Source organism: Enterobacter mori LMG 25706, assembly GCF_000211415.1.
Classification (GTDB): domain Bacteria; phylum Pseudomonadota; class Gammaproteobacteria; order Enterobacterales; family Enterobacteriaceae; genus Enterobacter; species Enterobacter mori.
In genome coordinates this window covers 795,561-818,078 of sequence record NZ_GL890775.1, presented here as the reverse complement: position 1 = coordinate 818,078, position 22,518 = coordinate 795,561, and the positions used below count along the sequence as shown (strand labels likewise).

21 protein-coding genes and 1 pseudogene are annotated in these 22,518 nt (G+C 59.6%); 5 read left to right on the top strand and 17 right to left on the bottom strand.

The window, feature by feature from the left end; all coding sequences use genetic code 11:
• Positions 1-31 precede the first annotated feature (31 nt).
• The 5 genes from ENTMO_RS0108895 to ENTMO_RS0108875 are packed head-to-tail and all read right to left on the bottom strand — an operon-like array spanning position 32 to position 6,763.
• Positions 32-2,089: a beta-galactosidase gene (locus tag ENTMO_RS0108895; protein WP_010429449.1), complete on the bottom strand. Its 2,058-nt coding sequence runs from the start codon at positions 2,087-2,089 to the stop codon at positions 32-34.
• A 29-nt stretch (positions 2,090-2,118) separates the two neighbouring features.
• Positions 2,119-3,321, bottom strand: a complete 1,203-nt coding sequence (locus ENTMO_RS0108890) for a glycoside hydrolase family 53 protein (protein ID WP_010429448.1) — start codon at positions 3,319-3,321, stop codon at positions 2,119-2,121.
• A 2-nt stretch (positions 3,322-3,323) separates the two neighbouring features.
• Positions 3,324-4,175, bottom strand: a complete 852-nt coding sequence (locus tag ENTMO_RS0108885) for a sugar ABC transporter permease (protein ID WP_010429447.1) — start codon at positions 4,173-4,175, stop codon at positions 3,324-3,326.
• Positions 4,176-4,186: 11 nt separating this feature from the next.
• The gene (locus ENTMO_RS0108880) at positions 4,187-5,491 is read right to left on the bottom strand and encodes a carbohydrate ABC transporter permease (RefSeq protein ID WP_010429446.1); all 1,305 of its coding nucleotides are present in this window, start codon (positions 5,489-5,491) and stop codon (positions 4,187-4,189) included.
• Positions 5,492-5,548: 57 nt separating this feature from the next.
• Positions 5,549-6,763: an extracellular solute-binding protein gene (locus ENTMO_RS0108875; RefSeq protein WP_010429443.1), complete on the bottom strand. Its 1,215-nt coding sequence runs from the start codon at positions 6,761-6,763 to the stop codon at positions 5,549-5,551.
• A 321-nt stretch (positions 6,764-7,084) separates the two neighbouring features.
• On the opposite strand from ENTMO_RS0108875, the gene ENTMO_RS0108870 reads away from it, so the two are divergent.
• Positions 7,085-8,200 carry an ABC transporter ATP-binding protein gene (locus ENTMO_RS0108870; protein WP_010429441.1) on the top strand — a complete coding sequence of 372 codons (1,116 nt, stop codon included), beginning with the start codon at positions 7,085-7,087 and terminating at the stop codon, positions 8,198-8,200.
• On the opposite strand, the gene hpxK is transcribed toward ENTMO_RS0108870, so the two are convergent.
• From hpxK to hpxU, 7 genes are all read right to left on the bottom strand, one after another.
• Positions 8,197-9,435 carry an allantoate amidohydrolase gene (gene hpxK / locus ENTMO_RS0108865; RefSeq protein ID WP_029485028.1) on the bottom strand — a complete coding sequence of 413 codons (1,239 nt, stop codon included), beginning with the start codon at positions 9,433-9,435 and terminating at the stop codon, positions 8,197-8,199. The two genes, ENTMO_RS0108870 and hpxK, sit on opposite strands and share 4 nt — an antisense overlap.
• Complete coding sequence (locus ENTMO_RS0108860; protein ID WP_010429437.1) at positions 9,432-10,673, bottom strand: pyridoxal-phosphate-dependent aminotransferase family protein; 1,242 nt, start codon at positions 10,671-10,673, stop codon at positions 9,432-9,434. The genes hpxK and ENTMO_RS0108860 overlap by 4 nt, the downstream gene beginning before the upstream one ends.
• A 13-nt stretch (positions 10,674-10,686) precedes the next feature.
• Positions 10,687-11,424 carry an amino acid ABC transporter ATP-binding protein gene (locus ENTMO_RS0108855; RefSeq protein WP_010429436.1) on the bottom strand — a complete coding sequence of 246 codons (738 nt, stop codon included), beginning with the start codon at positions 11,422-11,424 and terminating at the stop codon, positions 10,687-10,689.
• On the bottom strand, positions 11,405-12,061 hold the full coding sequence (locus ENTMO_RS0108850) for an amino acid ABC transporter permease (RefSeq protein WP_010429434.1): 657 nt from the start codon (positions 12,059-12,061) through the stop codon (positions 11,405-11,407). Before ENTMO_RS0108850 ends, ENTMO_RS0108855 begins: the two co-directional genes overlap by 20 nt.
• Positions 12,061-12,726 (bottom strand): amino acid ABC transporter permease, encoded by a 666-nt coding sequence (locus ENTMO_RS0108845; RefSeq protein WP_010429433.1) that lies wholly within the window; start codon positions 12,724-12,726, stop codon positions 12,061-12,063. The genes ENTMO_RS0108850 and ENTMO_RS0108845 overlap by 1 nt, the downstream gene beginning before the upstream one ends.
• A 4-nt stretch (positions 12,727-12,730) precedes the next feature.
• Positions 12,731-13,513, bottom strand: coding sequence for a transporter substrate-binding domain-containing protein (locus ENTMO_RS0108840; RefSeq protein ID WP_010429429.1), 783 nt, complete (start codon positions 13,511-13,513; stop codon positions 12,731-12,733).
• Between the two features lie 191 nt (positions 13,514-13,704).
• Positions 13,705-14,544 carry a MurR/RpiR family transcriptional regulator HpxU gene (hpxU, locus tag ENTMO_RS0108835; RefSeq protein WP_010429427.1) on the bottom strand — a complete coding sequence of 280 codons (840 nt, stop codon included), beginning with the start codon at positions 14,542-14,544 and terminating at the stop codon, positions 13,705-13,707.
• Between the two features lie 143 nt (positions 14,545-14,687).
• Between hpxU and hpxW the strand changes: the two genes are divergently transcribed.
• Genes hpxW through hpxZ form a run of 4 tightly spaced genes read left to right on the top strand, consistent with a single transcriptional unit; the run spans position 14,688 to position 18,277 of the window.
• The gene (hpxW, locus tag ENTMO_RS0108830) at positions 14,688-16,271 is read left to right on the top strand and encodes an oxamate amidohydrolase (protein WP_010429426.1); all 1,584 of its coding nucleotides are present in this window, start codon (positions 14,688-14,690) and stop codon (positions 16,269-16,271) included.
• Positions 16,272-16,281: 10 nt separating this feature from the next.
• Positions 16,282-16,470: an oxalurate catabolism protein HpxX gene (gene hpxX / locus ENTMO_RS0108825; protein WP_010429424.1), complete on the top strand. Its 189-nt coding sequence runs from the start codon at positions 16,282-16,284 to the stop codon at positions 16,468-16,470.
• A complete protein-coding gene (locus ENTMO_RS0108820) occupies positions 16,467-17,864 on the top strand; it encodes an AtzE family amidohydrolase (RefSeq protein ID WP_010429421.1) in 1,398 nt (465 codons plus the stop codon). Before hpxX ends, ENTMO_RS0108820 begins: the two co-directional genes overlap by 4 nt.
• Positions 17,861-18,277, top strand: coding sequence for an oxalurate catabolism protein HpxZ (gene hpxZ / locus ENTMO_RS0108815; protein ID WP_010429420.1), 417 nt, complete (start codon positions 17,861-17,863; stop codon positions 18,275-18,277). Before ENTMO_RS0108820 ends, hpxZ begins: the two co-directional genes overlap by 4 nt.
• A gap of 252 nt (positions 18,278-18,529) precedes the next feature.
• On the opposite strand, the gene ENTMO_RS0108810 is transcribed toward hpxZ, so the two are convergent.
• The 5 genes and pseudogenes from ENTMO_RS0108810 to ENTMO_RS0108790 all read right to left on the bottom strand — a co-directional run bounded on the left by ENTMO_RS0108810 (position 18,530) and on the right by ENTMO_RS0108790 (position 22,477).
• Positions 18,530-18,736, bottom strand: a complete 207-nt coding sequence (locus ENTMO_RS0108810) for a DUF4926 domain-containing protein (protein WP_010429419.1) — start codon at positions 18,734-18,736, stop codon at positions 18,530-18,532.
• A gap of 9 nt (positions 18,737-18,745) precedes the next feature.
• Complete coding sequence (locus ENTMO_RS0108805; RefSeq protein WP_010429418.1) at positions 18,746-19,876, bottom strand: DUF6883 domain-containing protein; 1,131 nt, start codon at positions 19,874-19,876, stop codon at positions 18,746-18,748.
• 191 nt (positions 19,877-20,067) lie between these two features.
• Positions 20,068-20,967, bottom strand: coding sequence for an allantoinase PuuE (gene puuE / locus ENTMO_RS0108800; protein ID WP_237702324.1), 900 nt, complete (start codon positions 20,965-20,967; stop codon positions 20,068-20,070).
• Positions 20,885-21,761: pseudogene (gene hpxA, locus ENTMO_RS0108795) on the bottom strand (allantoin racemase). Before hpxA ends, puuE begins: the two are co-directional and overlap by 83 nt.
• Positions 21,761-22,477 carry a GntR family transcriptional regulator gene (locus ENTMO_RS0108790; RefSeq protein WP_010429412.1) on the bottom strand — a complete coding sequence of 239 codons (717 nt, stop codon included), beginning with the start codon at positions 22,475-22,477 and terminating at the stop codon, positions 21,761-21,763. The pseudogene hpxA and the gene ENTMO_RS0108790 overlap by 1 nt, the downstream one beginning before the upstream one ends.
• Positions 22,478-22,518 lie beyond the last annotated feature (41 nt).

The following is a 22,518-nucleotide window of genomic DNA, read 5'->3' as shown; positions in this document are numbered from 1 at the left end:
CCCTCTCCCACAGGGAGAGGGAGAAAATCAACTACGCTTTGCGCTTAAGCACCCGACAGTCCCACGCCAGCAGCACGGTATCGCCCGCAGCGGCGGCGTCGGTCATGCAGTCGGTATACCCCTGCGGCAGCGTGATGAGCTGCTGCTGGGCCGTGTAGTTCTGCACAAACACCCAGGCGGTTTCGCCATCCGTGCGCGCCGTGGCGACCACGCCCGGAGGGAAATCCCCTTCGACTGCGCGCGGTAGCGCCAGCTCGTCGATAATCCCGGCGAAGAAATCGCGCTGGAACGGCAGGTCGTTGCGCGACGCCACGTGCCACGCCTTGCCTTTGCCGAAGCGGTTGACCGTCACCGCCGGGCGACCGGCGTAGAAATCATCCCGGTAGGTCGCCAGTGCCTGCGCGGATTCAGTATGGATCAGCTCGCACAGATGCCTGACCTGATACGGCCCCTGCAGGCCCGCCGCATTGCCCGCCAGCCCCTGAACCAGGTTTCGCTCCCCCTCGCCCAGGCAGTCAATCTCTTCAGCCCAGATGCCGAGGAGCTTGCGCAGCGGGCCCGGGAAACCGCCGAGGTGGCAGAGATCGGTCTCATCTACAACCCCACTCCAGTAGGTCGTCACCAGATGCCCGCCCGCGGCCACAAAGGCTTCCGCCCGCTCGGCGAAACCTTCGCGCACCATGTAGAGCATGGGGGCAATCACCAGCGCGTAGCGGCTCAGATCGCCGTCAGCGTCGATGACGTCGACCGCGATGCCCTTTTCCCAGAACGGACGATAATGTTCGTTGACGGTTTTTTCGTACTCCAGCCCCATGTTGCGCGGGCCTTCGGCATCGTCCAGCGCCCAGCGGTTTTGCTGGTCAAAGATAATGGCCACGCGCGCGTCGGTGCGGCACCCCACCACCTCAGGCAGACGCGCCAGCATCTCCCCCAGACGCGTCACTTCGCGCCCGACGCGGGTATCAAGATGCCCCACGTGATCGATAATCGCACCGTGGAATTTCTCCACCGACCCGCGGCTCTTACGCCACTGGAAGTACTGCACAGAATCCGCCCCGTGCGCTACCGCCTGAATAGAGGAGAGAATATGCATCCCCGGCTTTTTCAGCTTGCTGGTCGGCTGCCAGTTGGTGATGCTTGGCGTGGACTCCATTAACACAAAGGGTTTACCGCCCTTCAGGCTGCGCATCATGTCGTGGTACATGGCGGTATAGCAGGCCAGCTGCGTTTCGTCTTTCTCCTTGTGCCACATCGGGTAGCTGTCCCAGGAGATGAAGTCGATCGCTTTCGCCAGCTGCCAGTAGTCGTAATCGTAGAAATACTCCATAAAGTTGGTTGTCACCGGCAGTTCGGCATTGGCGGCCTTCAGCGGTGCCACCTCATGCTGGCAAAAATCGGTGACCTGCGCGGTATTGAAGCGGCGCCAGTCGAGATTCAGGCCGTGAATCGACATTTCTCCCTGCGGCGCGGGGGACTCAATCTGCGACCAGTCGGTGTAGGTATGGCTCCAGAAGGTGCTCCACCACGCATGGTTCAGCGCGTCGAGGGTGTTGTAGCGCGCCTTTAGCCAGTCGCGGAAGCGTTCCTGGCACAGGCTACAGTGGCATTCGCCGCCGTACTCATTGGAGATATGCCAGCCCAGCACCGCCGGATGATGCGAATAACGCGCCGCCAGCAGGCTGTTAATTTTCATCGTCTTTTCGCGGTAGACCGGAGACGACATGCAGTGGTTATGACGCCCGCCGTGCAGCGCGGGGACGCGGTTGCGCCCGACGCGCAGCACTTCCGGATATTTTTTCGACATCCATGCCGGACGCGCGCCGCTCGGCGTAGCGAGAAATATATGAATGCCCGCCGCATAGAGTTTTTCAATAATGCTGTCCAGCCAGGCAAAATCATATTCCCCTTCCTGCGGCTCCAGTTTCGCCCAGCTAAATATCCCCAGCGACATGGCATTAGATTTCGCCTGCTGCATCATGGCGATATCTTTTTCAATAATACCGGGGTAATTCTCCCATTGCTCCGGGTTATAGTCGGCGCCATGCAATAACGCCGCGACCTTTGGACTTAAAGGCGCAAATTTATTCATATTTAAAACGTCCTGAATGGAGATAAAAACTAGTTAAATACCGTTATTGACGGCAGCACTTTACCCTGGCAATCAAATAACGCCTGATTCTCGCGGGCATTACCCTCTTTCCATTCGTCATGGATATATTTCATGCCGGTTTTGGTGGCCCACGTGGTGCCCGGAACGGCAATCCAGGTCGGTTCCCAGTAAAAGATGCCCTTGCCGCGACGGTCAGGCACATCAATAACGGACTGCATTAAATCGTGAATATAATCGTACTGACCCTGAACGGTGCCGGGATAGCCGCCGTCCTTTTCTTCTTTGGCCTGGAAGCTGTTCTCGGCGTTATCGCAGTTCTCCAGCGTGTAGCCGTAGGCCGCTTCCACCACAATCACGTCTTTGTTATAGCGCCTGCTGATGTCATCCATGTTGGCCTTCAGCGCGCTAATCGGGCCGTTCCAGTAGGTGTACATCGACAGGCCGATGATATCGAACGGCACGTCGCGCTTCGTGATTTCATCAAACCACCAGCGGAAGGTGTCATTTTTGGTGCCTTCGGCCAGATGGAGCATGATTTTCACCTGCTCGCCATCGGTCAGGTTCTCCTTTAGCCCACCAATCGCGGCGTTGAGCAGCCCGGCCAGGCGGTCGAATTCGCCGCCGCCCTGCCCCCAGCTTTTCCCTTCCGGCCACAGCATGCCGCCGTTAATTTCGTTTCCTATCTGCACCATGTCCGGCAATACACCCTCTTTCTTAAAGCGGGCGATCGTGTCGCGGGTATAGTCATGAATAGCCGTTTTCAGCTGCGGGTAGTCCATCTTCTCCCAGGCTTTTGGCTTGAACTGTTTGCCCGGATCGGTCCAGAAATCGCTGTAGTGGAAATCGAGCAGCAGCTTCAGGCCCTGCGCCTTTACGCGCTTCGCCAGCGCGAGGGTGTTTTCGAGATTATTACTGCCGCCGCCGTAGGTGTTGCCGTCGGCATCCTGCGGATCAACCCACAGGCGCAGGCGCACGGTGTTCACGCCGTTAGCTTTGAGGATAGCAATCGCGTCCTGCTGCTGGCCGCTCTGGTTATAAAATTTGGCACCATGTTGTTCCGCTTCCAGCAGCGTCGAAATATCCGCCCCCTTGATAAAGTCCGCGGGCATGGCGTTAAAAGGACGCGTTTGCACCCCGTCCGCAGCAAACACGCTCGCGGCCAGGCCACATGAGAGGCAAACGGCAAGTAAAGCAGGTCTGAGTCTTTTCATGATTATCCTTTGGTACTCCCGGAGGTCAGGCCGGAGACGAAGTATTTTTGTAATGCCAGATAGAGGATCGCTACCGGCACCGCAATCAACACCGCGCCTGCCGCGTAGGTGGTGTAGCTGGCACCCATTTTTTGCGCCACCAGGTTATAGAGCCCGATGGGTAAGGTGTATTTGTCCGGGGTGCGCAGAATCGTGCTGGAGAGGATGAAATCCCCCAGCGGCCCGGTGAAGGAGAACAGCGCCACCGCCGCCACAATCGGCTTCGATAGCGGCATGATAATTTCGATGAAAATCCGGAAATTACTGGCCCCGTCCATGCGCGCGGATTCATCCAGATCTTTCGGGATGGCGTCGAGGTAGCCTTTCATCAGGTAGGTATTCATCGGGATCATGCCGCCCACGTAGATCAGCACGAGTGCCAGATGGCTGTTGATAAGGCCCAAAAGCTGCGACAGCACGAAGATGGCAATCAGCGCCGAGAACTGGGGGATCATCTGCAGGAGCAGGAACAGCATCAGCCCGTTCTGGCGTCCCTTAAAGCGAAAGCGCGAAAAGGCATAGGCGGTAAAGCTGACGCTGATTAAGGTCAGCACCATGGTCAGAAAGCTGATTTTCATCGAGTTCCAGTACCAGGTCATGTAGTTCACCTGGCCGTTAAACAGGTCGGCGTAGTGCTGCACCGAAAAGTTCTCAGGAATAATTGAGGAGCTGAGCAGGCTATTGCCCGCGTTGAACGACGCGCCGACCGTCCACACCAGCGGGTAGATGATAATCGTCGACACCAGCACGATAACCAGCCAGGAGAGCGAGAGGCGTACCCACTTCTCACGTTTAATACTTTGTGATTGAGCCATTGTTACGTCCCTTACGCCATGTCGTCGTTTTTGAAAGATTTGGTGGCGCGGAACTGCCACAGCGCCAGGCCGACGACAAAGATCGACAGCAGGATAGTGATGGTCGCCGCAATCGCGTACTGCGACGACGACATGGTGAGCTTGTAGATCCACGACACCAGGATATCTGTCCCACCCGCATTGGACCCCACCACCGCCGGCCCGCCGTTGTTGAAGAGGTAGATGATGTTGAAGTTATTGAAGTTGAAGGTGTATTGGGTGATCAGTATTGGCGCAATGGAATAAAGCACCAGCGGCAGCGTGATGGTGCGCAGCGTGGTCGCGCTGCTGGCCCCGTCCATGGTGGCGGCTTCGTACAGATCGTCAGGGATCGCCTGCAGCACGCCGGTGGTCATGGCGAAAACAAACGGGAAACCGAGCCAGGTCTGCATCAGGATCAGCGCCGTTTTGGTCCAGAACGGATCGGTCATCCAGGCTTTCGGCGCAATGCCGAAGAAGGCCAGAATGGCGTTGTTTATCACACCGAAAGAGTCGTTGAACATTCCGGCAAACACCAGAATGGTGACAAAGCCCGGCACCGCCCACGGCAGAATGAAGATGGTGCGGATAAGCGGCTTAAAGCGCAGGTCTTTCTGGTTCACCAGAATAGCCAGCAGTACGCCCACGGTACATTGTAGCGTGGTGGCGAGCAGTGTCCAGACCACCGTCCACTGCAGGACGTCAAAGAAGGTTGAGCGCCAGATGGAGAGCGTGAAAATATTGATGAAGTTCTTAAACCCAACCCAGTCCACCAGCTTAGCCGGCGGCGTGTGGTAAAGATTGTAGTTGGTAAAGGCGATGGCAAAACCGAAGAGGATCGGGAAAACCACCACAAACACCAGCAGAATAAAGCCCGGCGTGATCATCAGATACGGAAAGCCGTCGCTCAGCAGCATCTGATACTGCTTACGCACGCTGTTTAGTCCCAGCCCTTCATCGCGTTTTCGACCGTTGACCCAGGCATCGCGCATCGACAGGTAATACACCATCACGCCAAATGCGGCGATCAGTACGCTAATGATCCCTTCTGCCAGCAGGAAGATTGAGTTATCCCGCGGCACTTCCTCGCCCAGCGTCACCAGCCCCCAAAGTCCTTCACGCAGGAAATCGGCAAAAACGCCGATGAAACTGGCCAGCAGCACCAGGAAGATAACGCCCTTCAGCCACTGGCGGTGATAGAACTGGCCGAAGCCGGGGATGACCGCCAGCAGCAGGCCGGTCCAGGCGTGACGCCCGGCCCCGTGCGGTCTGGCAAAATTTTCCGGGATGATACTCACAGACAACTCCTTTCAATAAAACGGGAGAGCGGCCTCCCGTTCTGCGACGTCAGAAAATTACTGGTTGCTGGCCTGCATGGCTTCGATTTGCATCTGGACCTGTTTCTCTGCGCTGTCCAGCGCGGCTTTGGGATCCTGTTTGCCGGTCAGGCTTAGCTCCAGCGCGGCGTTGGCCGGCCCCCAGACTTCGCCCATTTCAGGGATACCCGGCATGGCGGTGGCTCGCGCGGCCTGCACCGCAACGGCGCTCGCCTTCTCGTCGTTCTTGATTACCGGGTCGTCGATCATTGCGATCAGCGGCGGGATCTCCCGCGTGGCCACGTAGCGGGTTTTCACGTACTGCGGCTGGTTGATGAATTCGATAAATTTTTGCGCCAGCGCTTTGTCCTTGCTCCAGGTGGAAACGACGTAGCCTTTCACGCCGAGGAAGGAGCTCATTGGCTTGCCGTCCGGCAGCGTGGGCAGCGGCGCCACGCCGTAATTGATGCCTGCTGCTTCATACGGCTGGAACGCCCACGGGCCGTTGATGACCGCTGCCGCTTTCTTCTCGGTGAACAGGGAGTCAATGGCGTTCAGGCCGTTGTCGCCAACGATCCCCGCCGGAAAGATCCCGTCAGCGTAGAATTTTTTCAGGTACGTCACGGCTTCTACCGCGCCCGGCTTGTTCAGGCCGACGTCGCTGGCGTTGTAGCCGCCTTTGCCGTTTTGACCGAAGATGTAGCCTCCCATTGGGGAGATCGCGCCCCAGCTGTAGTAAATCTGATCGAACTTGGCGAGCAGACCGTACTGGTTTTTTGCGCGCTGCTGTTTAGAAAAGTCATACCAGTCCTGCAGCGAGTTGAGCGGCTTGTCGATGAGATCTTTGTTGTAGATCAGCACCAGCGTCTCAACTGCTTTTGGCACGCCGTAGAGGGCGTTATCCATTTTGAAGGCGTTAATCGAGGCCGGGGTGTACTGTTCGGTCTGCTTAGCCTCCAGATTCAGGGGGGTCAATAACCCTTGCACGACGGCGCCGCCCAGCTGATCGTTAGGAATGACCAGCACGTCCGGGCCAATGCCTGCCGGGCCGTCCAGGCGCAGTTTTTCCAGTTGCTGTGCGTAAGGGGTTTCCTGCACGTTGACCTTAACGTCGTACTGTTTTTCAAAGTCCGCGACCGCATCTTTAATACCGGACGACTTCTTGATGTCTTCCCAGACGTTAAGCTGCGCGGTGGCGTGAGCCTGTACCGCGAGCGTAGAGAGGATCAGAGCAGCGAGTATGTTCTTTTTCATTATCAACCTCATGTGAAGGTATAACAATTTTATGGTTGTTATCGCATCTGACGCCCTACAAACCCCGCTATATATCCTGATTAAACTGGCGTTGCACGTCTGACACGAAATGCCTTTGGTTTGTTATACGCTACCCTTCACATCATGATAACTCTACATAAAACTGTAAGTTGTGTGATCGTCATAACATTAATGGAATATCTATATAGGGCGCATGAATGCTGGAAGTTATAGTCAAGGCAGACAAATTGCACCGCCCGGCCACGTTGAACACAATTGTTATACGTAAAACATACTCGGCGGTTTACCTGGGGAACACTGATGTCGAACATACAATTGAGGAATGTCACCAAGCGCTTTGGCGACACCGTCACGCTCCACAACGTTAATCTTGATATTGAGGACGGTGAGTTTGCCGTATTCGTCGGGCCTTCCGGCTGTGGCAAATCCACTATGCTGCGCATGATTGCCGGGCTGGAGGAGATAAGCGAGGGTGAAGTGCTGATCGGTAACGAGGTGATGAACGACATCGCCCCTTCCCATCGGGGTGTGGCGATGGTCTTTCAGTCCTACGCGCTCTATCCGCATATGACGGTGGCCGAAAACATGGGCTACGGGCTGAAGGTGAATAAAGTGCCGAAAGATCAGATCCGCCATCAGGTCGAGATGGTCGCCAAAACGCTGCAGCTCTCCCACCTGCTGGACCGCAAACCCAAACAGCTCTCCGGCGGCCAGCGCCAGCGCGTCGCGATTGGCCGCGCTATCGTGCGTAACCCGCGCGTCTTTATGTTCGATGAGCCGCTTTCCAACCTGGATGCCGAACTGCGCGTGGAGATGCGCCTGCACCTCGCCCGCCTGCATCAGGAGCTGAAAACCACCATGGTGTATGTCACGCACGACCAGATCGAAGCGATGACCCTGGCCGACAAAATTGTGGTCATGAACTACGGCAAGGTTGAGCAGATGGGCGCCCCGATGGATCTCTATTACAAACCGGCGAATAAGTTTGTCGCCGGGTTTATCGGTTCTCCGAAGATGAACTTTCTGCCGGCGACCGTTGAGGCCTGGCAGCCGGGCAAGTTCACCGTCAGGTTGTCGCAGCAGAAGTCGCTCACGCTCGCGATAACCACCACGCCGCTGCAGCCGGGCAGCCAGGTTACGCTGGGCATCCGTCCGGAACATTTAACCACTGACCTTCACCGCGGCACGCGGCTGGAATTTAGCTGTGAAGTAGTGGAGCGGCTGGGGAACAATACTTACCTGTTTGGACAATGCTACGGCCATGACAACGTGAAGATCTTGCTGCCGGGCGACGTGAAGTTCGCGCCCTGGCAGAAGATAGACGTGGCCTTCGACGATCGCCACTGCATGGTCTTTGACGAGCAGGATGTCCGGGTGAGCGCGGATATCGACGATGCGGTGCGTTCGGTGGCTTAACGCGCGCCACCGTCAGCCAGCTTTTTCACCGCCCGCCCAAACGCCTCAATCGCCAGGGCAACATCCTCAGCCATCACCGATTCCGCAGGATGGTGGCTGATGCCCTCTTTGCAGCGCACAAACAGCATGCCGACCGGCCAGCGTTCTGCCAGCGCGATGGTGTCATGCCCGGCACCGCTCGGCAGCGATAATGAGCGCCCCTGCACCGACTCAACGGCCTGTCCCAGCAGATCCTGCAAACGCGCATCGCACGGCGTGGCGGCGATACGGTAAAACTCCTCGGCGCTGAAGCTCAGCCCGCGACGAGCGGCAATGGTTTGCGCCTGCGCCAGCAGTTCCGCGAGCAGCGCGTCCAGCGGGGCATCCTGCGGGCCGCGAATATCCAGCGAGAGCGCAACCTCACCGGGGATCACGTTGACCGCGCCGGGCAGGCAGCGCAGTTCCCCGACCGTCGCCACACGATTACCTCCCCGCTGTCGGGTGGTGTTTTCGATCAGCACCATCCACTCGGCGGCGGCGGCAAGGGCATCCTTACGGTGATTCATCGGCACGGTACCCGCGTGTCCGGCTTCCCCGGTGAAGCGGCAGCTGAGGCGGCGCGCGCCGTTGATGGCTTCCACCACCCCCAGCGGCAGCCCTTCCTGCTCCAGGCACGGTCCCTGTTCGATATGCAGTTCCAGACAGGCGCTGAAATCGTCCTGATGGCGTGCCGCCAGCGCCACGCGGGCGGGATCGAGTCCCGCCTGCACCATCGCCTGCGCGACGCTGATGCCACCGGCATCACACGTCTCCAGCCAGCCCTGCGGCCAGCTGCCCGTAATGCCCCGGCTGCCTAGCAGGGTGATCCCAAAACGGGTGCCCTCTTCGTCGCCAAACCCGACAATCTCGATCGCCTGGGCCAGATGCCGCCCCTGCTGGTGCAGGCTGTCCACCACCTCAATGGCGGTGAGCACGCCGAGCATACCGTCGTAGCGCCCGGCGTTGCGCACGGTATCCAGATGCGAGCCGAGCAGCACTGCCTGCGCCCCTTCCTGCGCGCCCTCATAGCGTCCACAGATATTGCCCACGCTGTCCTGCCAGACGGTCATCCCCGCCTGGCGCATCCACTCGCCGACCAGCTGGTTGGCCTGCAGATGCTGCGCCGAGAGGTACACCCTCGTCAGCGCATCCGGGGTTTCGCTGATGGCGGCCAGCGCGTCGGCACGCACCATCACCCGTTCTGCTGCCGGGCTCATTGCGGCGTCTCGCGGCGATAGTGGTCCCAAGCGGCCTGCATGGCGGCACCCTGCGTGGTGGTGAACTTCAGGTAGTTCAGCACCGACTCCAGCGCGCTCAGGGTAGTCATCACACAGTCTTTGCGCGCGTTGTAGCCCATGGTGCCAATGCGCCACACTTTGCCGTGCAGCGGGCCAAACGAGGTGCCGATTTCAATCCCGAAATCCTCCAGCATCAGCTTGCGCACCTGGTCGCCGTTGACACCCTGCGGTATCACCACGCCCAGCACGTTGTTCATCTTGTGCTTCAGATCGCCGAAGGTCTCCAGCCCCATCGCCTGAATGCCCTTCAGCAATGCATCGCCGTGCAGCTTGTGACGCGCGATGCCGTTATCCAGCCCTTCCTGCAGGATCAGCCGCGCGCATTCGCGGGCGCCAAACAGCGCGGTGGTCGCTTCGGTGTGGTGGTGCAGCCGCTCCGGCCCCCAGTAGTCCATCACCATGCCGAGATCGAAATAGTTGGAGTAGATCATCTCCTCGTCGCCGTCGCGGTGGGCGTCGGTGCGAATGCCTTCCTCAACGCATTTGCGGCGGCGGATCGCCTCCTCCATGCGCGCGCTCAGGGTGATCGGCGACGTGCCCGACGGGCCGCCGAGGCACTTCTGCATCCCGGCCGAGACGGCGTCCAGCCCCCAGGCGTCGGTCTCCAGCGCGTTGCCGCCGAGCGACGCGGTGGCGTCGGTGTAGAACAGCACGTCGTAGCGGCGGCAGATGGCCCCAAGCTCCGCAAGCGGCTGCAGCATGGTTGTGGAGGTGTCGCCCTGCACGGTCAGCAGCAGGCGCGGACGAATACGCTTAATCGCATCCTCGACCTGGTCCGGCGTGAACACCTCGCCCCACGGCACCTCAATGGTATGCACCTCCGCGCGGCAGCGGCGGGCAATTTCGCACAGCAGGTGACCAAAGCGGCCAAAGACCGGCACCAGCACCTTATCTCCCGGGCGAATGGCGGAGACCAGGACGGCTTCAATTCCCGCGCGGGAGGTGCCGTCCACCAGCATCGTCCAGCGGTTCTCGGTGCGGAACACCCCGCGATAGAGCGCCATCACCTCGTTCATGTAGTGGGTCATGGCCGGATCGTACTGTCCGATCAGCTGGCTCGACATGGCGCGCAGCACGCGCGGGTCGGCGTTGATCGGGCCCGGCCCCATCAGCAGGCGCTGGGGCGGATTGATTTGCGGAAATTGTGCGATATCCATAGTTAAGTCCTTATCAGTTGAGGCCGCGCACGGAGGAGATGAACTGCTTCAGTTCCGTGGTCTGCGGGTTGGCGAACAGCGTTTTGCTGTCGCCCTGCTCCCAGACTTTCCCCTGGTGCATAAACACCACGCGGTCGCCCACTTCGCGGGCAAAATTCATTTCATGGGTAACAAGTATCAGCGTCATCCCCTCGGCGGCCAGCTGCTCCAGCACCTTGAGCACTTCGCCCACCAGCTCCGGGTCAAGCGCGGAGGTGATCTCGTCACAGAGTAAAACTTTCGGCGACATGGCCAGCGCCCGGGCAATCGCCACGCGCTGCTGCTGGCCGCCGGAGAGGCTCGACGGGTAGTAATCCAGACGGTCACCGAGGCCGACTTTTTCCAGCATGCGCTGCGCCAGCTCGCGGCATTCGGCGGCGCTTTTCTTCAGCACCCGACGCGGGGCCAGCATCACGTTTTCCAGCGCCGTCATGTGCGGGAACAGGTTGAAACTCTGGAACACCATCCCGACCGAGCGGCTGATTTCACGCGCCTGAGAATCCCGGTCGGTAATGGTCATGCCGCCCAGCTTGATACTGCCGTCCTGATACCCTTCCAGCCCGTTGATGCAGCGCAGCAGCGTGCTTTTTCCCGACCCGCTGCGCCCGATAATGGAGATCACCTGGCCCATGTCGATATCCAGATCGACGCCCTTGAGCACGTGGTTTTCGCCGTAGTACTTCTGCACCTGATTAATGGTGATGAGAGGCATTGAATTTCGTCTCCAGATAGCGGCTGTAGCGCGACAGCGGATAACACAGAATAAAGTAGCCGAGCGCCACCAGCGCAAAGACCTTAAACGGCTGATACGTCACGTTGGTCAGCATCGTCCCGGCCTTGGTCAGCTCGATAAAGCCGATGATCGACGCCAGCGCGGTGCCTTTGATCACCTGCACGGCAAAACCGACCGTCGGGGCGATGCCGATGCGCAGCGCCTGCGGGGCGACCACGCGAAACAGGGTCTGGCCAAAGGTCAGCCCCAGACAGCGCGACGCTTCCCACTGCCCTTTTGGCAAGGCGCGAATACTGCCAAACCAGATGTCGAGCAGAAACGCGCTGGTGTAGAAGGTTAACGCCAGCGAGGCGGCGGTCCACGGCGAAACGTCGATGCCGAACAGCGCCACGCCAAAGAAGGCCAGGAACAGCTGCATCAGCAGTGGCGTGCCCTGAAACAGCTCAATGTAGCCGCGGATGATGCGCTTCACCGCGCGCCCGCCCGTCAGGCGCAGCAGCAGGAGCGGCAGCGTCACCGCCGCGCCGCCGACGAACGCAACCAGCGACAGCAGCACCGTCCAGCGCCCGGCCAGCAGCAGGTTGCGAATAATGTCCCAGTCGGTAAAGGTGGTCATCATGCCTGCACCCCCAGCCATTTGCGTCCTGCCGCCATCATCAGCTGGCGCAGGGTAATCGACAGCGCTAAGTAAATGCCGGTTGTCACCAGATAAACCTCAAAGCTCAGAAACGTTCTGGACTGGATCAGGTTGGCGGCGAAGGTCAGCTCTTCATACGAGACCTGCGACACCACCGACGAGCCGAGCATCACGATGATGCACTGGCTCACCAGCGCCGGGTAAATGCGCTGCAGCGCGGGCGGCAGCACCACGCGGATAAAGGTCTGCAAGCGGGTCAGCCCCAGCACGCGTCCGGCTTCCCACTGCCCTTTCGGCGTGACCTGAATGCCCGCGCGGATAATCTCGGTGCTGTACGCGCCAAGGTTCACGACCATGGCCAGCAGCGCCGCTTCCCCCGCCGTCATCTTCAGCCCCAGATTCGGCAGGCCGAAGACGATGAAAAACAGCTGTACCACAAACGGCGTGTTGCGGATGATTTCCACGTACGCGCCCCAGAGCCGGCTGAACCAGGTGGTGCGTCCGCTGCGGATCGCCGCCCCGAAAATCCCTGTTGCCAGCCCGCCGACGGTTGCCATCACCGTCAGCTGAACGGTGACCCACAGCCCCGCCAGCAGCTCCGACCAGTACGGCCAGAGCGCTGAAAAATCGAGTTGCTCAGCCATAGACTTAAACGCCGAGGCTTGCCGGCAGCGGGGCCTTCAGCCATTGCTCGGACAGGCCGTTCAGCGTGCCGTCCTTAATGCCCTGCTCAATCAGCGCATCCACTTTTGCCTTCAGGGCCGGTTCGTTTTTCTTCAGGCCAATAAAGCACGGCGAATCTTTCAGCATAAAGCTCGGCACCGGGGCTTTATCCGCGTTCTGGCGCGAAATGGCCGCCACCACGAGGTTGCCGGTTGCCACGTACTGCACCTGGCCGGAGAGGTAGGCGGAGAGCGTGGTGTTGTTGTCTTCGTAGCGCTTCACGTCCGCGTCTTTCGGCGCCAGGCCGGTCAGCACCATGTCCTCCACCGCCCCGCGCGTCACGCCGATGGTTTTTCCGCTCAGCGCGGCGGCGTCTTTCAGCTCGGCACCTTTCGGGCCAAACACGCCGAGGAAGAACGGCGCGTAGGCGCGGCTGAAATCGATCACCTTCTCGCGCTCCGGGTTTTTACCGAGGCTTGAAATGACCAGATCCACCTTATCGGTTTGCAGGTACGGCACGCGGTTGGCGCTGGTCACCGGCACCAGCTGCAGCTTGAGCTTCATCTGTTTGGCCAGATAGCGCGCCATGTCGATGTCATAGCCCTGCGGCTGCAGATCGGTCCCCACCGAGCCAAACGGCGGGAAGTCCTGCGGAACGGCAATGCGGATAGTGCCGCGCTTCTCAATATCCTGAAGCTGGTCAGCCTTTGCCGGCAGCTGTGTGAAGAGGCATGCGGCCCCGGCCAGTGCAATCAACAATTTTTTCATGGTGCTTCCCCGTAACGTTAACATGAAACAAAAGATTCTTTGAATGTGATTTTGCAACTAATGTGCCAGATAAGGCGAAGCGGGGAATATTCTTGTAAAGCCTGATAAAACGCGGACGGGTCGAAAAAACGTGCGTTTTCCCGACCCGACATCTGCACCATTTTAATGCAAAGCACCAGTCTGATGCCCCATTATCGCTGTTCGAGTTCGTCCAGCTGCTGGTAGAGGGAAGCAATGTCGTGAATGCGCGGACGGCCTTTATCAAGAATTTCATGCAGGAAAGCATTCGCCAGCAGATTGATCAGACTGTTGACCGAGGAGTAGCTGTCATAGGCCGAGACGCTGTCCAGAGGAGCGCAGAGCTGCCAGCTCGCCAGCGGGAACAGGCTGTGCGCCTGCGGCTCGCACATCAGCAGCACCGGAATACCGCTGCTCTGAAGCTGCTGCATCAGCGGGCGGATGATGCGCGGGCGGCGGCGAAAGGCCATCATGACCACCAGATCCTCCGGCGTTAAATCCACCAGCTCCTCGCTCAGGCTCTGCCCCGGCTGCGGCAGGACCAGCACCTGACCGCGCGCCTGCAGCAGCTGCTGGCGCAGGTGCAGCGCCGCCGGATAGGCGTTACGCATGCCGATAATGACGATGCGCCGCGCCTTCACCATGCAGGCCATGGCATCGGCAAACTGCTGCGCGTCGAGGGCATTGACCCACTGGGTCAGGTTCGCCATCTCTTGCTTATAGTGGCGCGCCAGCAGCGTATTGCCCTGCACCGCGTCGCGGTTATCGGTGAGCGGCATCCCGCTCTGGCGCAGGGTGCGCAACTCGTCGCGCATGTCTTTATATTTCTCATAACCCAGACGCTTAAACAGACGGCTGACCGTGGCTTTCGACACTCCGCTCAGCTGCGCCAGCTCGGCGCTGTTGTAGCTAATGAGATCGTCAAAATGGTCGAAAATAAAATCCGCCACCCGCTGCTCCTGCGGCGACAGCGACGGGTACTGTGCTTTCAGACGTTCATCTAACTGTTCCATAGCGCCTCTGTAACTTTTGTTTCATTACATTGTACCTTTTATTCTGCGTATTCATTATACGTGCCAGTTTACTGAAACTTTTCTTTCAGAACTGGAACAGCTTTTGCAGCACCTTGTGACTTTCAGGGTTACGAGGACGCTTCATGCAAAGTAATGTCTCCACGCACGGCATGGCCGTTGCGCCCCACCATCTCGCCAGCCAGAGCGCGCTGGCGGTGCTGCGCGAAGGCGGCAGCGCGATAGAGGCAATGGTCGCCGCGGCGGCCACCATTGCCGTGGTTTATCCGCACATGAACGGGCTGGGCGGCGATGGCTTCTGGCTCATCGTGCCGCCGGAAGGCGAACCTGTCGCCATTGATGCCAGCGGCGCGGCGGGATCGCTGGCAACGCTCGCCGCCTACGACGGGCTGGCGCATATCCCTCATCGCGGGCCCCGTGCGGCGCTGACCGTCGCCGGTACGGTGAGCGGCTGGGACGAGGCGCTGATGGTTTCGCGCGAGATGACCGGCAAGGCGCTGCCGCTGGCTCGCCTGCTGGCCGACGCCATTGACTATGCGCAGAACGGCACCCCGGTCACGGCCTCTCAGGCCCATGCCACGGCCAGTAAATTCGACGAACTGAAGGCCATCCCCGGCTTCGCGGAAACCTGGCTGGTGGACGGTAAGCCGCCGCAGGTCGGGAGCCGGTTTTACCAGCCCGCCATGGCCACGACGTTGACGCGTTTGGTGGAAGAGGGTCTGGACAGCTTTTATCGCGGCCCGCTGGCGAACGTGCTGGCGCACGGCATGGAGACGCTGGGCCTGCCCGTGACGCTGGCCGATTTACACGCGCACGCTGCCCGGCGCACCGCGCCGCTGAAGCTGCAGCATCAGCAGGGGGAGATCTTTAACCACGCCCCGCCGACGCAGGGACTGGTCTCGCTGGCGATACTCGGCATCACCGATTGTCTGAACATGGCGGAGGCCGACGATGCCGACACCATTCACCGCATCGTTGAAGCCACCAAGCTGGCCTTTGGCCTGCGCGATGCCCACATCACCGACCCGCGCGAGCTGAAAACCGATGTTCAGAAACTGCTGGATCCCGCCGCTCTGCAGGCGCTTGTCGACAGGGTTGACGATAGCCGCGCCGCGCCGTGGGGCACCGGTAAAGGCCCCGGCGATACGGTGTGGATGGGGGTGATGGATAACAGCGGGCTCGCCGTATCGTTTATCCAGAGTATCTATCACGAGTTCGGCAGCGGCGTGGTTCTGCCCGACACCGGCATCGTCTGGCAGAACCGGGGCGCATCGTTCAGTCTCGATCCCCATCATCTTCTGGCCCTCGCGCCGGGCAAACAGCCCTTCCATACCCTGAACCCGGCGGCGGCGCGTCTTAAGGACGGGCGCGTGATGGTCTACGGATCGATGGGCGGTGACGGACAGCCACAAACCCAGGCTGCGCTCTTTACCCGCTACGCGATTCAGGGCGTGCCTTTACAGGAAAGCATTTCCCGCCCGCGCTGGCTGCTGGGTCGCACCTGGGGACAAACCTCGGACACATTAAAACTTGAAGGGCGCTTTAGCGCTGAAACGGTCTCACAACTCCGCGCGCGGGGACATGAGGTAGAAATGTTCCCGGACTTCAGTGAAGCGATGGGCCACGCGGGCGCGATTGTCCGCCACCCCAACGGGCTGTTCGAAGGGGCATTTGACCCGCGCAGCAACGGCGCGGCCGCCGGATTCTGAGGAGAAAAAAATGACCACACAACAGCCCGACTGGCATGCGTATCTTGCGCAAATGGAGTCCGTGCTCGGCGTGACGCTGGACGATGCCCGCCGCGCCGAGCTGCAGTTGCAGTTCAATCGCATTGCCGCCCTGGCCGCCCCGCTGATGGCGCTGCCGCTCGATGACCGTCTGGAGATCGCAGGAGTATACAAAGCATGAGGCTACACGAGATGAGTATCAGCGCGATCCAGCATGCGCTGAGCGCAGGCGAGCTGAGCGCTCGCGAGATTGCTCACCAGACGCTGGAAGCAATTGCGCGCGTTAACCCGCAGATCAACGCCTGGACCGCCGTGACGGAAGAACGCATGCTCGCCGAAGCCGAGAGCATCGACACCCTGCGCCGCGAGAAGCGCCCCCTGCCACCGCTGGCGGGCGTGCCCTACGCGGTAAAAAATCTGTTCGATGTTGCCGGTCACACCACCCTCGCCGGGGCAGAGCTGTTCAGCCAGCGCCCCGCCGCGGCCGCTGACAGCTTCGCAGTGCGCCAGCTGCGCAGCGCGGGCGGGCTGCTGACCGGGATGGTGAATATGGACGCCTACGCCTACGGCTTCACGACCGAAAACAGCCACTACGGCACGACGCGTAACCCGCACGATCTGGCGCGCATTGCGGGCGGGTCGTCCGGTGGTTCAGCCGCCGCCGTGGCCGCCGGGCTGGTGCACTTTTCGCTCGGCACCGACACCAACGGCTCGATTCGCGTTCCGGCCTCCCTGTGCGGCATCTATGGCCTGAAGCCCACCTTTGGCCGCCTGTCGCGATCCGGCAGCCATCCGTTTGTCGCGAGCCTGGATCATATCGGTCCCTTTGCCCGCCGTGTGTGCGACCTGGCGTCCGTGTATGACGCGCTGCAGGGGCGGGACAGCAGCGACGGTTTTCAGGCAGAGAGCTCGCGCGAGCAGACGCGCCCCCTGCTTGAGCGCGGGCTTGACGGCCTGCTCTGCGCGGTGCTCGGCGGCTACTTCACCACCTGGTGCGACGCGGATGCCCGAGACGCCGTGGCGCGGGTGGCGAAGGCGCTCGACGTGCAGGATGAGCTGCAGTTTCCAGACGCCGAGCTGGCGCGCTCCGCAGCGTTTATCATCAGCGCCTCCGAAGGGGGAAACCAGTACCTGCCTGCGCTTCGCCGCGAGCCCGAGCGTTTTGAGCCGCATTCCCGCGAACGGCTGCTGGCCGGGGCGATGATCCCCTCCGCCTGGTATATACAGGCCCAGCGGTTTCGCGCACACGCCCGGCAGGCGTTTAAAACCCTCTTCGCGCAGGCCGACGTGCTGATCGCCCCGGCAACGCCGCGCAGTGCGACGCTCGCGGGTGAGCAGACCATGGAGATTAACGGCCAGCCGCTCCCCATTCGCGCCAGCATGGGGATGCTGACCCAGCCGATATCCTTTTTGGGCCTGCCCGTGACCACCGTTCCGCTGCGCACCGCCCGGGGTGCGCCGATTGGCCTGCAGCTGATTGCCGCGCCGTTTAACGAGCAGGCGTGCCTGCGCGTCGCGCGCGTGCTGGAAGAGAGTGGGATCGCCGATGCCCGCCCGGCGGAGGTGGCCGCATGATGAATCACGATGATATTAACCTGCCGTGGGTGGTTGCCGAGGTGACCGCCGCGTTTTACCGCTATGAAGACGCGCTGGTCAGCAACAACGTTGCGGTGCTGGACGAGCTGTTCTGGCACGACAAAAACACGGTGCGTCTGGGGGCGGGTGAAAACCTGTACGGGATTGATGAAATCCGCGCCTTTCGCGCGGCGCGCCCGTCCGCCGGGCTGCAGCGAACGTTGCGCCACACCGTCATCACCACCTTCGGCGAGGATTATGCCGTGTGCAGCACCGAGTTTACCCGCGAGGGCACGGAACGCATTGGCCGTCAGCAGCAGACGTGGGTGCGGTTTGCCTACGGGTGGCGCATCGTGGCGGCGCAGGTGAGTTTGGGTGGTGTAATAAAAAGATGCGTAGGGTTGCATCCATAAGCCACCGCTGAGGTATCCACTCATGGTTGTTTATAAGGTTGCATAAGTCCCTCTGCTTGTTATGTAAAAATCATCGTAGTCATTTTACAAACGGTAGTCATTTATCAGGGTGAATAGTCATTCATGACCTCATAAATTTACCAGACTCGTCGGGGTATTTACGGAGGAATGCATATGCTTTTGCAGTTCAGGGCGGGAAATCGCCCTGAGTGTTTTTTAGCAGTGTAAGTAACGAGCGTATGATAAACCGGATCATTCTGGCGGGATATAATCCGTTATTTGCTCAGGTAAAAGAGAAGGCATTGCAACAGTGCGGCCTTCATCATCAACAAATTCAACCATGTAAGCCAGATGTGGTTTTTCATGTATGAATACGATGGCACCTATCATGCCTTTAGTTAACCCTTCATCCGGCAAATCTTCGGCTAACACAACCACTTCAAACTCTTCTCTTCTCATGGTCTGATCTCACTTAACCAAAATCGTCGTCATGCGTGGAACAACAGCATCAGTTTCATATATCCAACCGCTGCGCACTATCACTGTCTCACCGTTTATGCCTAATATCGGCATCTCTACAGCCATTCGCTGCCCGTACTGGTCCGCGTTCAAAATTTTAGCTGGGCCGGTTAGTATGCCCTCTCGGACTCGACCTGCTAACACGTCAGAATTTGTCGGGTTAAAACCTAGTGCCGATTGGAATACTCTAGCCTTATGCCCGCCGACTGGGTGGTTAACATCTAAAGAGTAAGTTGATAGTTTTCTGTAATCTACAACGGCGTGTTCGGCATTAAGCAATGTACCTGACTCGGAGGTAAACCCCTTTAAAGCTGGTGATTCAAACTCTGGGATTTTGCTTAATGACGATAACTTTTCCAGTTCTCCGGTGATATTAATTTTTCCCATTCTTAGTCCGGCAGCAACAGAAGCGCCAGCAATGATTAGCCCTTTGTTGTCCATAACCTGATCGTAACCAGCTGGAGCATCGCCGCCTAGCTGCTGTGCGGTCTTATGAAACCCCTCTATGTTGCCGTTGTAGATGCCGCCCGCGGCAAGAAGCCTTCCCGCTGCTTTGTTGTTGATGGTTTTTGTGGCCTGAGCGTGTTTTATCGGGGCATCGGAATAGTGCTCCTTAACGGTTGGAGGCGGCTTCCTGCCCTGGTGTTCGTTGAGGGTATACTCGTAGATTTGGCGCACAACCTGCGGGAAGCTCTCGCCGTAGGTATCCATGAAGCAGTCATAAACCAGATTACCTTCGCCATCAAAGGAGAACGGATTGCGGAACTTATCCCACTTTTCCCACGTGTCCACGCCAACCATCCAGCCGTGCTCAAGATTCCATTCCACTTCATCATAGAGTCCGTCGTACTCCGGTCTGTGCTTGCGTCTGTAGGGCTGAGCTGCATGACGGTGATGACCCCCTTCCCGCCTTCTCGGAACACTATGACGGTGAAAAGGGTAACGCTGGTCGTATTCCTGGTAATCCAGTTCGTAAAATATGCTCGCCATCTCAAGTGATTCACGTGGCGTGAGGATGAACTGAATATCAGCCGGAGCCAGTTTCCGCTTGGCTTCCCATTGCATGTAGAGTGTGAACATCCGGTGTCTGCCTTTCCCTTTAAAAGTGCAGGGATTTTCCGGCTAAAATGATGAAAAAATCAATCGCTCAGATAAAGAAAATCTAATGCCCCGTGGCAGCGCATGTGAGTTTGATGGTGTAACGCCAACGGGCATGCGACGTCCTGTAGGCCGGGTAAGGCGCAGCCGCCACCCGGCAAAACACGGCACAATTATTTCTGAAACGGATGCACTTCCCGCCAGTGGTCGGCAATCTGCTGGCGGGTACAGACCCACACCCGCTCGTGCTGCTGCACGTAATCAAGAAACCGCTGCAGCGCGCGAAAACGCCCCGGACGCCCGAGCAGGCGGCAGTGCATGCCGATGGACATCATCTTCGGCGCGCTTTCGCCCTCTTCGTACAGCACGTCAAAACTGTCCTTCAGATACGTATAAAACTGCTCGGCGGTATTAAACCCCTGAGCGGTGGCGAAGCGCATGTCGTTTGCATCCAGCGTGTAGGGCACAATCAGGTGCGGTTTGCGGGTGCCGTCGCTACAGGCCACTTCCGTCCAGAAGGGTAAGTCGTCGCCGTAGTAGTCGCTGTCGTAGTCGAAGCCGCCATGCTCCACCACCAGCTGACGCGTGTTGGGGCTGTCGCGCCCGGTGTACCAGCCGGTTGGCGGCTTGCCGAAGAGGTCGGTCAACACCTGCACCGCTTTGTGCAGGTGTTCGCGCTCCTGTTGGATATCCATGTGCTGATAGTGTATCCAGCGCCAGCCGTGGCTCACCACGTCGTAATCCGCACCCTTGATTGCCTCGACGATCTCCGGGTGACGCGCCAGCGCCATCGCCACGCCAAAGACCGTCAGCGGCAGGCCGCGCTTTTGAAATTCATTGTGGATCCGCCAGAATCCGGCGCGGCTGCCGTATTCGTAGAGGGAGTCCATCGACATGTGTTTATCCGGGTAGCTGGCCGCGCCGATGATGTCCGACAGGAATTGCTCGGAACCGGCATCGCCGTGCAGAACGTGGTTTTCCGCCCCTTCCTCATAATTGAGCACAAACTGCACGGCGATGCGCGCCTGATTCGGCCACCGCGCGTGCGGCGGGTTGCCTGCGTAACCGCGCAGATCCCGCGGGTAATTCTGTTCAAAAAGCGCCATTACGTCTCCCCTCACCTTCAAAATGGATTCAATGCCTGAAACTGTCCGCTTAACGCTTTTTTCTCCGGGAAGGCCAGGTCCCCGTGCTTGCTGGTCGACAGCCCCAGCGCCACCAGCGATTCCACCATCTTCACCGCCGCGCTGACGCCGTCGATAACCGGCACGCGCAGCTCTCGGGTCAGCTCCTGCGCCAGCGTCGCCATGCCGCCACAGCCCAGCACGATGGCGCCACAGCCATCCTCTTTCAGCGCCTGTATACAGCGCGCGCGCACTTTCTCCTGCGCCAGACCGCTGCCGTCTTCCAGCGCCAGCACCGGGAGATCGATAGCGCGCAGCGCCGCGCAGCGATCCTGAAAGCCATACTGGTGCAGCAGATGACGGGCAATAATCAGCGTGCGCGGCAGCGTGGTAACCACCGAAAAGCGCGTCGCCACCAGCGTCGCCATATGCATGGCGGCTTCCGCAATCCCTACCACCGGCCCCTGCGCCAGCTCGCGCGCCGCCAGCAGGCCCGGATCGCCAAAGCAGGCGATGACGTGACCATCCACGCCCTGCTCTCTGCCGAGCTTGACCTGTTCGAGAACGCCCACGGCGGCGATGGCTTCATCAAAGTGGCCTTCTATAGACGGCACGCCCGCGCTCGGGCAGACCGCGAGGATCTCCGTCCCCGGTGCCGCCACCGCGCGGGCCGCCGCGCCGATGGTTTCCGTCATCGCGAGGCTGGTGTTGGGGTTGATTACTTGTATACAGACAGAGGACATTACGACTCCTTGTGGCCGGCAAACAGCCGGGCAAAATCAGGCAGGCACTCGCCCGCCCGCTCGAAGCAGAGGCTGGCGACGATATGTTCAAAATGGTGCATTAAGGCATCGCTGAGCGGCTGGAGCGCCTTCTGGCGCAGCAGATCCACAAGCTGTTCGTGATCGTTGCAGCGACAGCCCTGCCGCCACGGCGCGCCCCAGGTGGCAATCACCAGCGAGGAGCGCTGGCTCAGGCCGGTCACCATCTCCGTCAGCACCTGGTTGCCGGAGATCGCCTGCAGCTGAATGTGGAAATTGGCAGAGTGGCGGATCGCCGCCGGGCCGTCGTACGCCTCGTGCGCCTGCTGCTCCTGACGAATAATGGCCTCCAGCGCGGCAAGGTGCGGCGGCTGACAGCGGGCCAGCACGTCCGGCAGGTTGGCCACCTCCAGCAGGGCGCGGGTGCGGAAGATATGCTGCGCCTCTTCCACCGTCGGGCTGGCAACGTGTGCACCACGTTTGGGCGTTAAAGTGACCATTTGCACAGCCGCGAGTCGCTGCAGCACCTTTCGGATGCCCGTGCGACTTACGCCAAACACCTCGGCCAGCGCCTCTTCCGGCAGTTTGCTCCCCGGCAGCAGCTGATGTTCGACAATCGCGGTCATCAGAGCCTGAAAGATCGATTCATCTTTGTCATGCAGGTCTGGCGCGGTCTGCAGGGCGTTTATGTTGTTCATTCACCACTCCGTCTTTTACTCTTCGTTATCGAATCGTATAC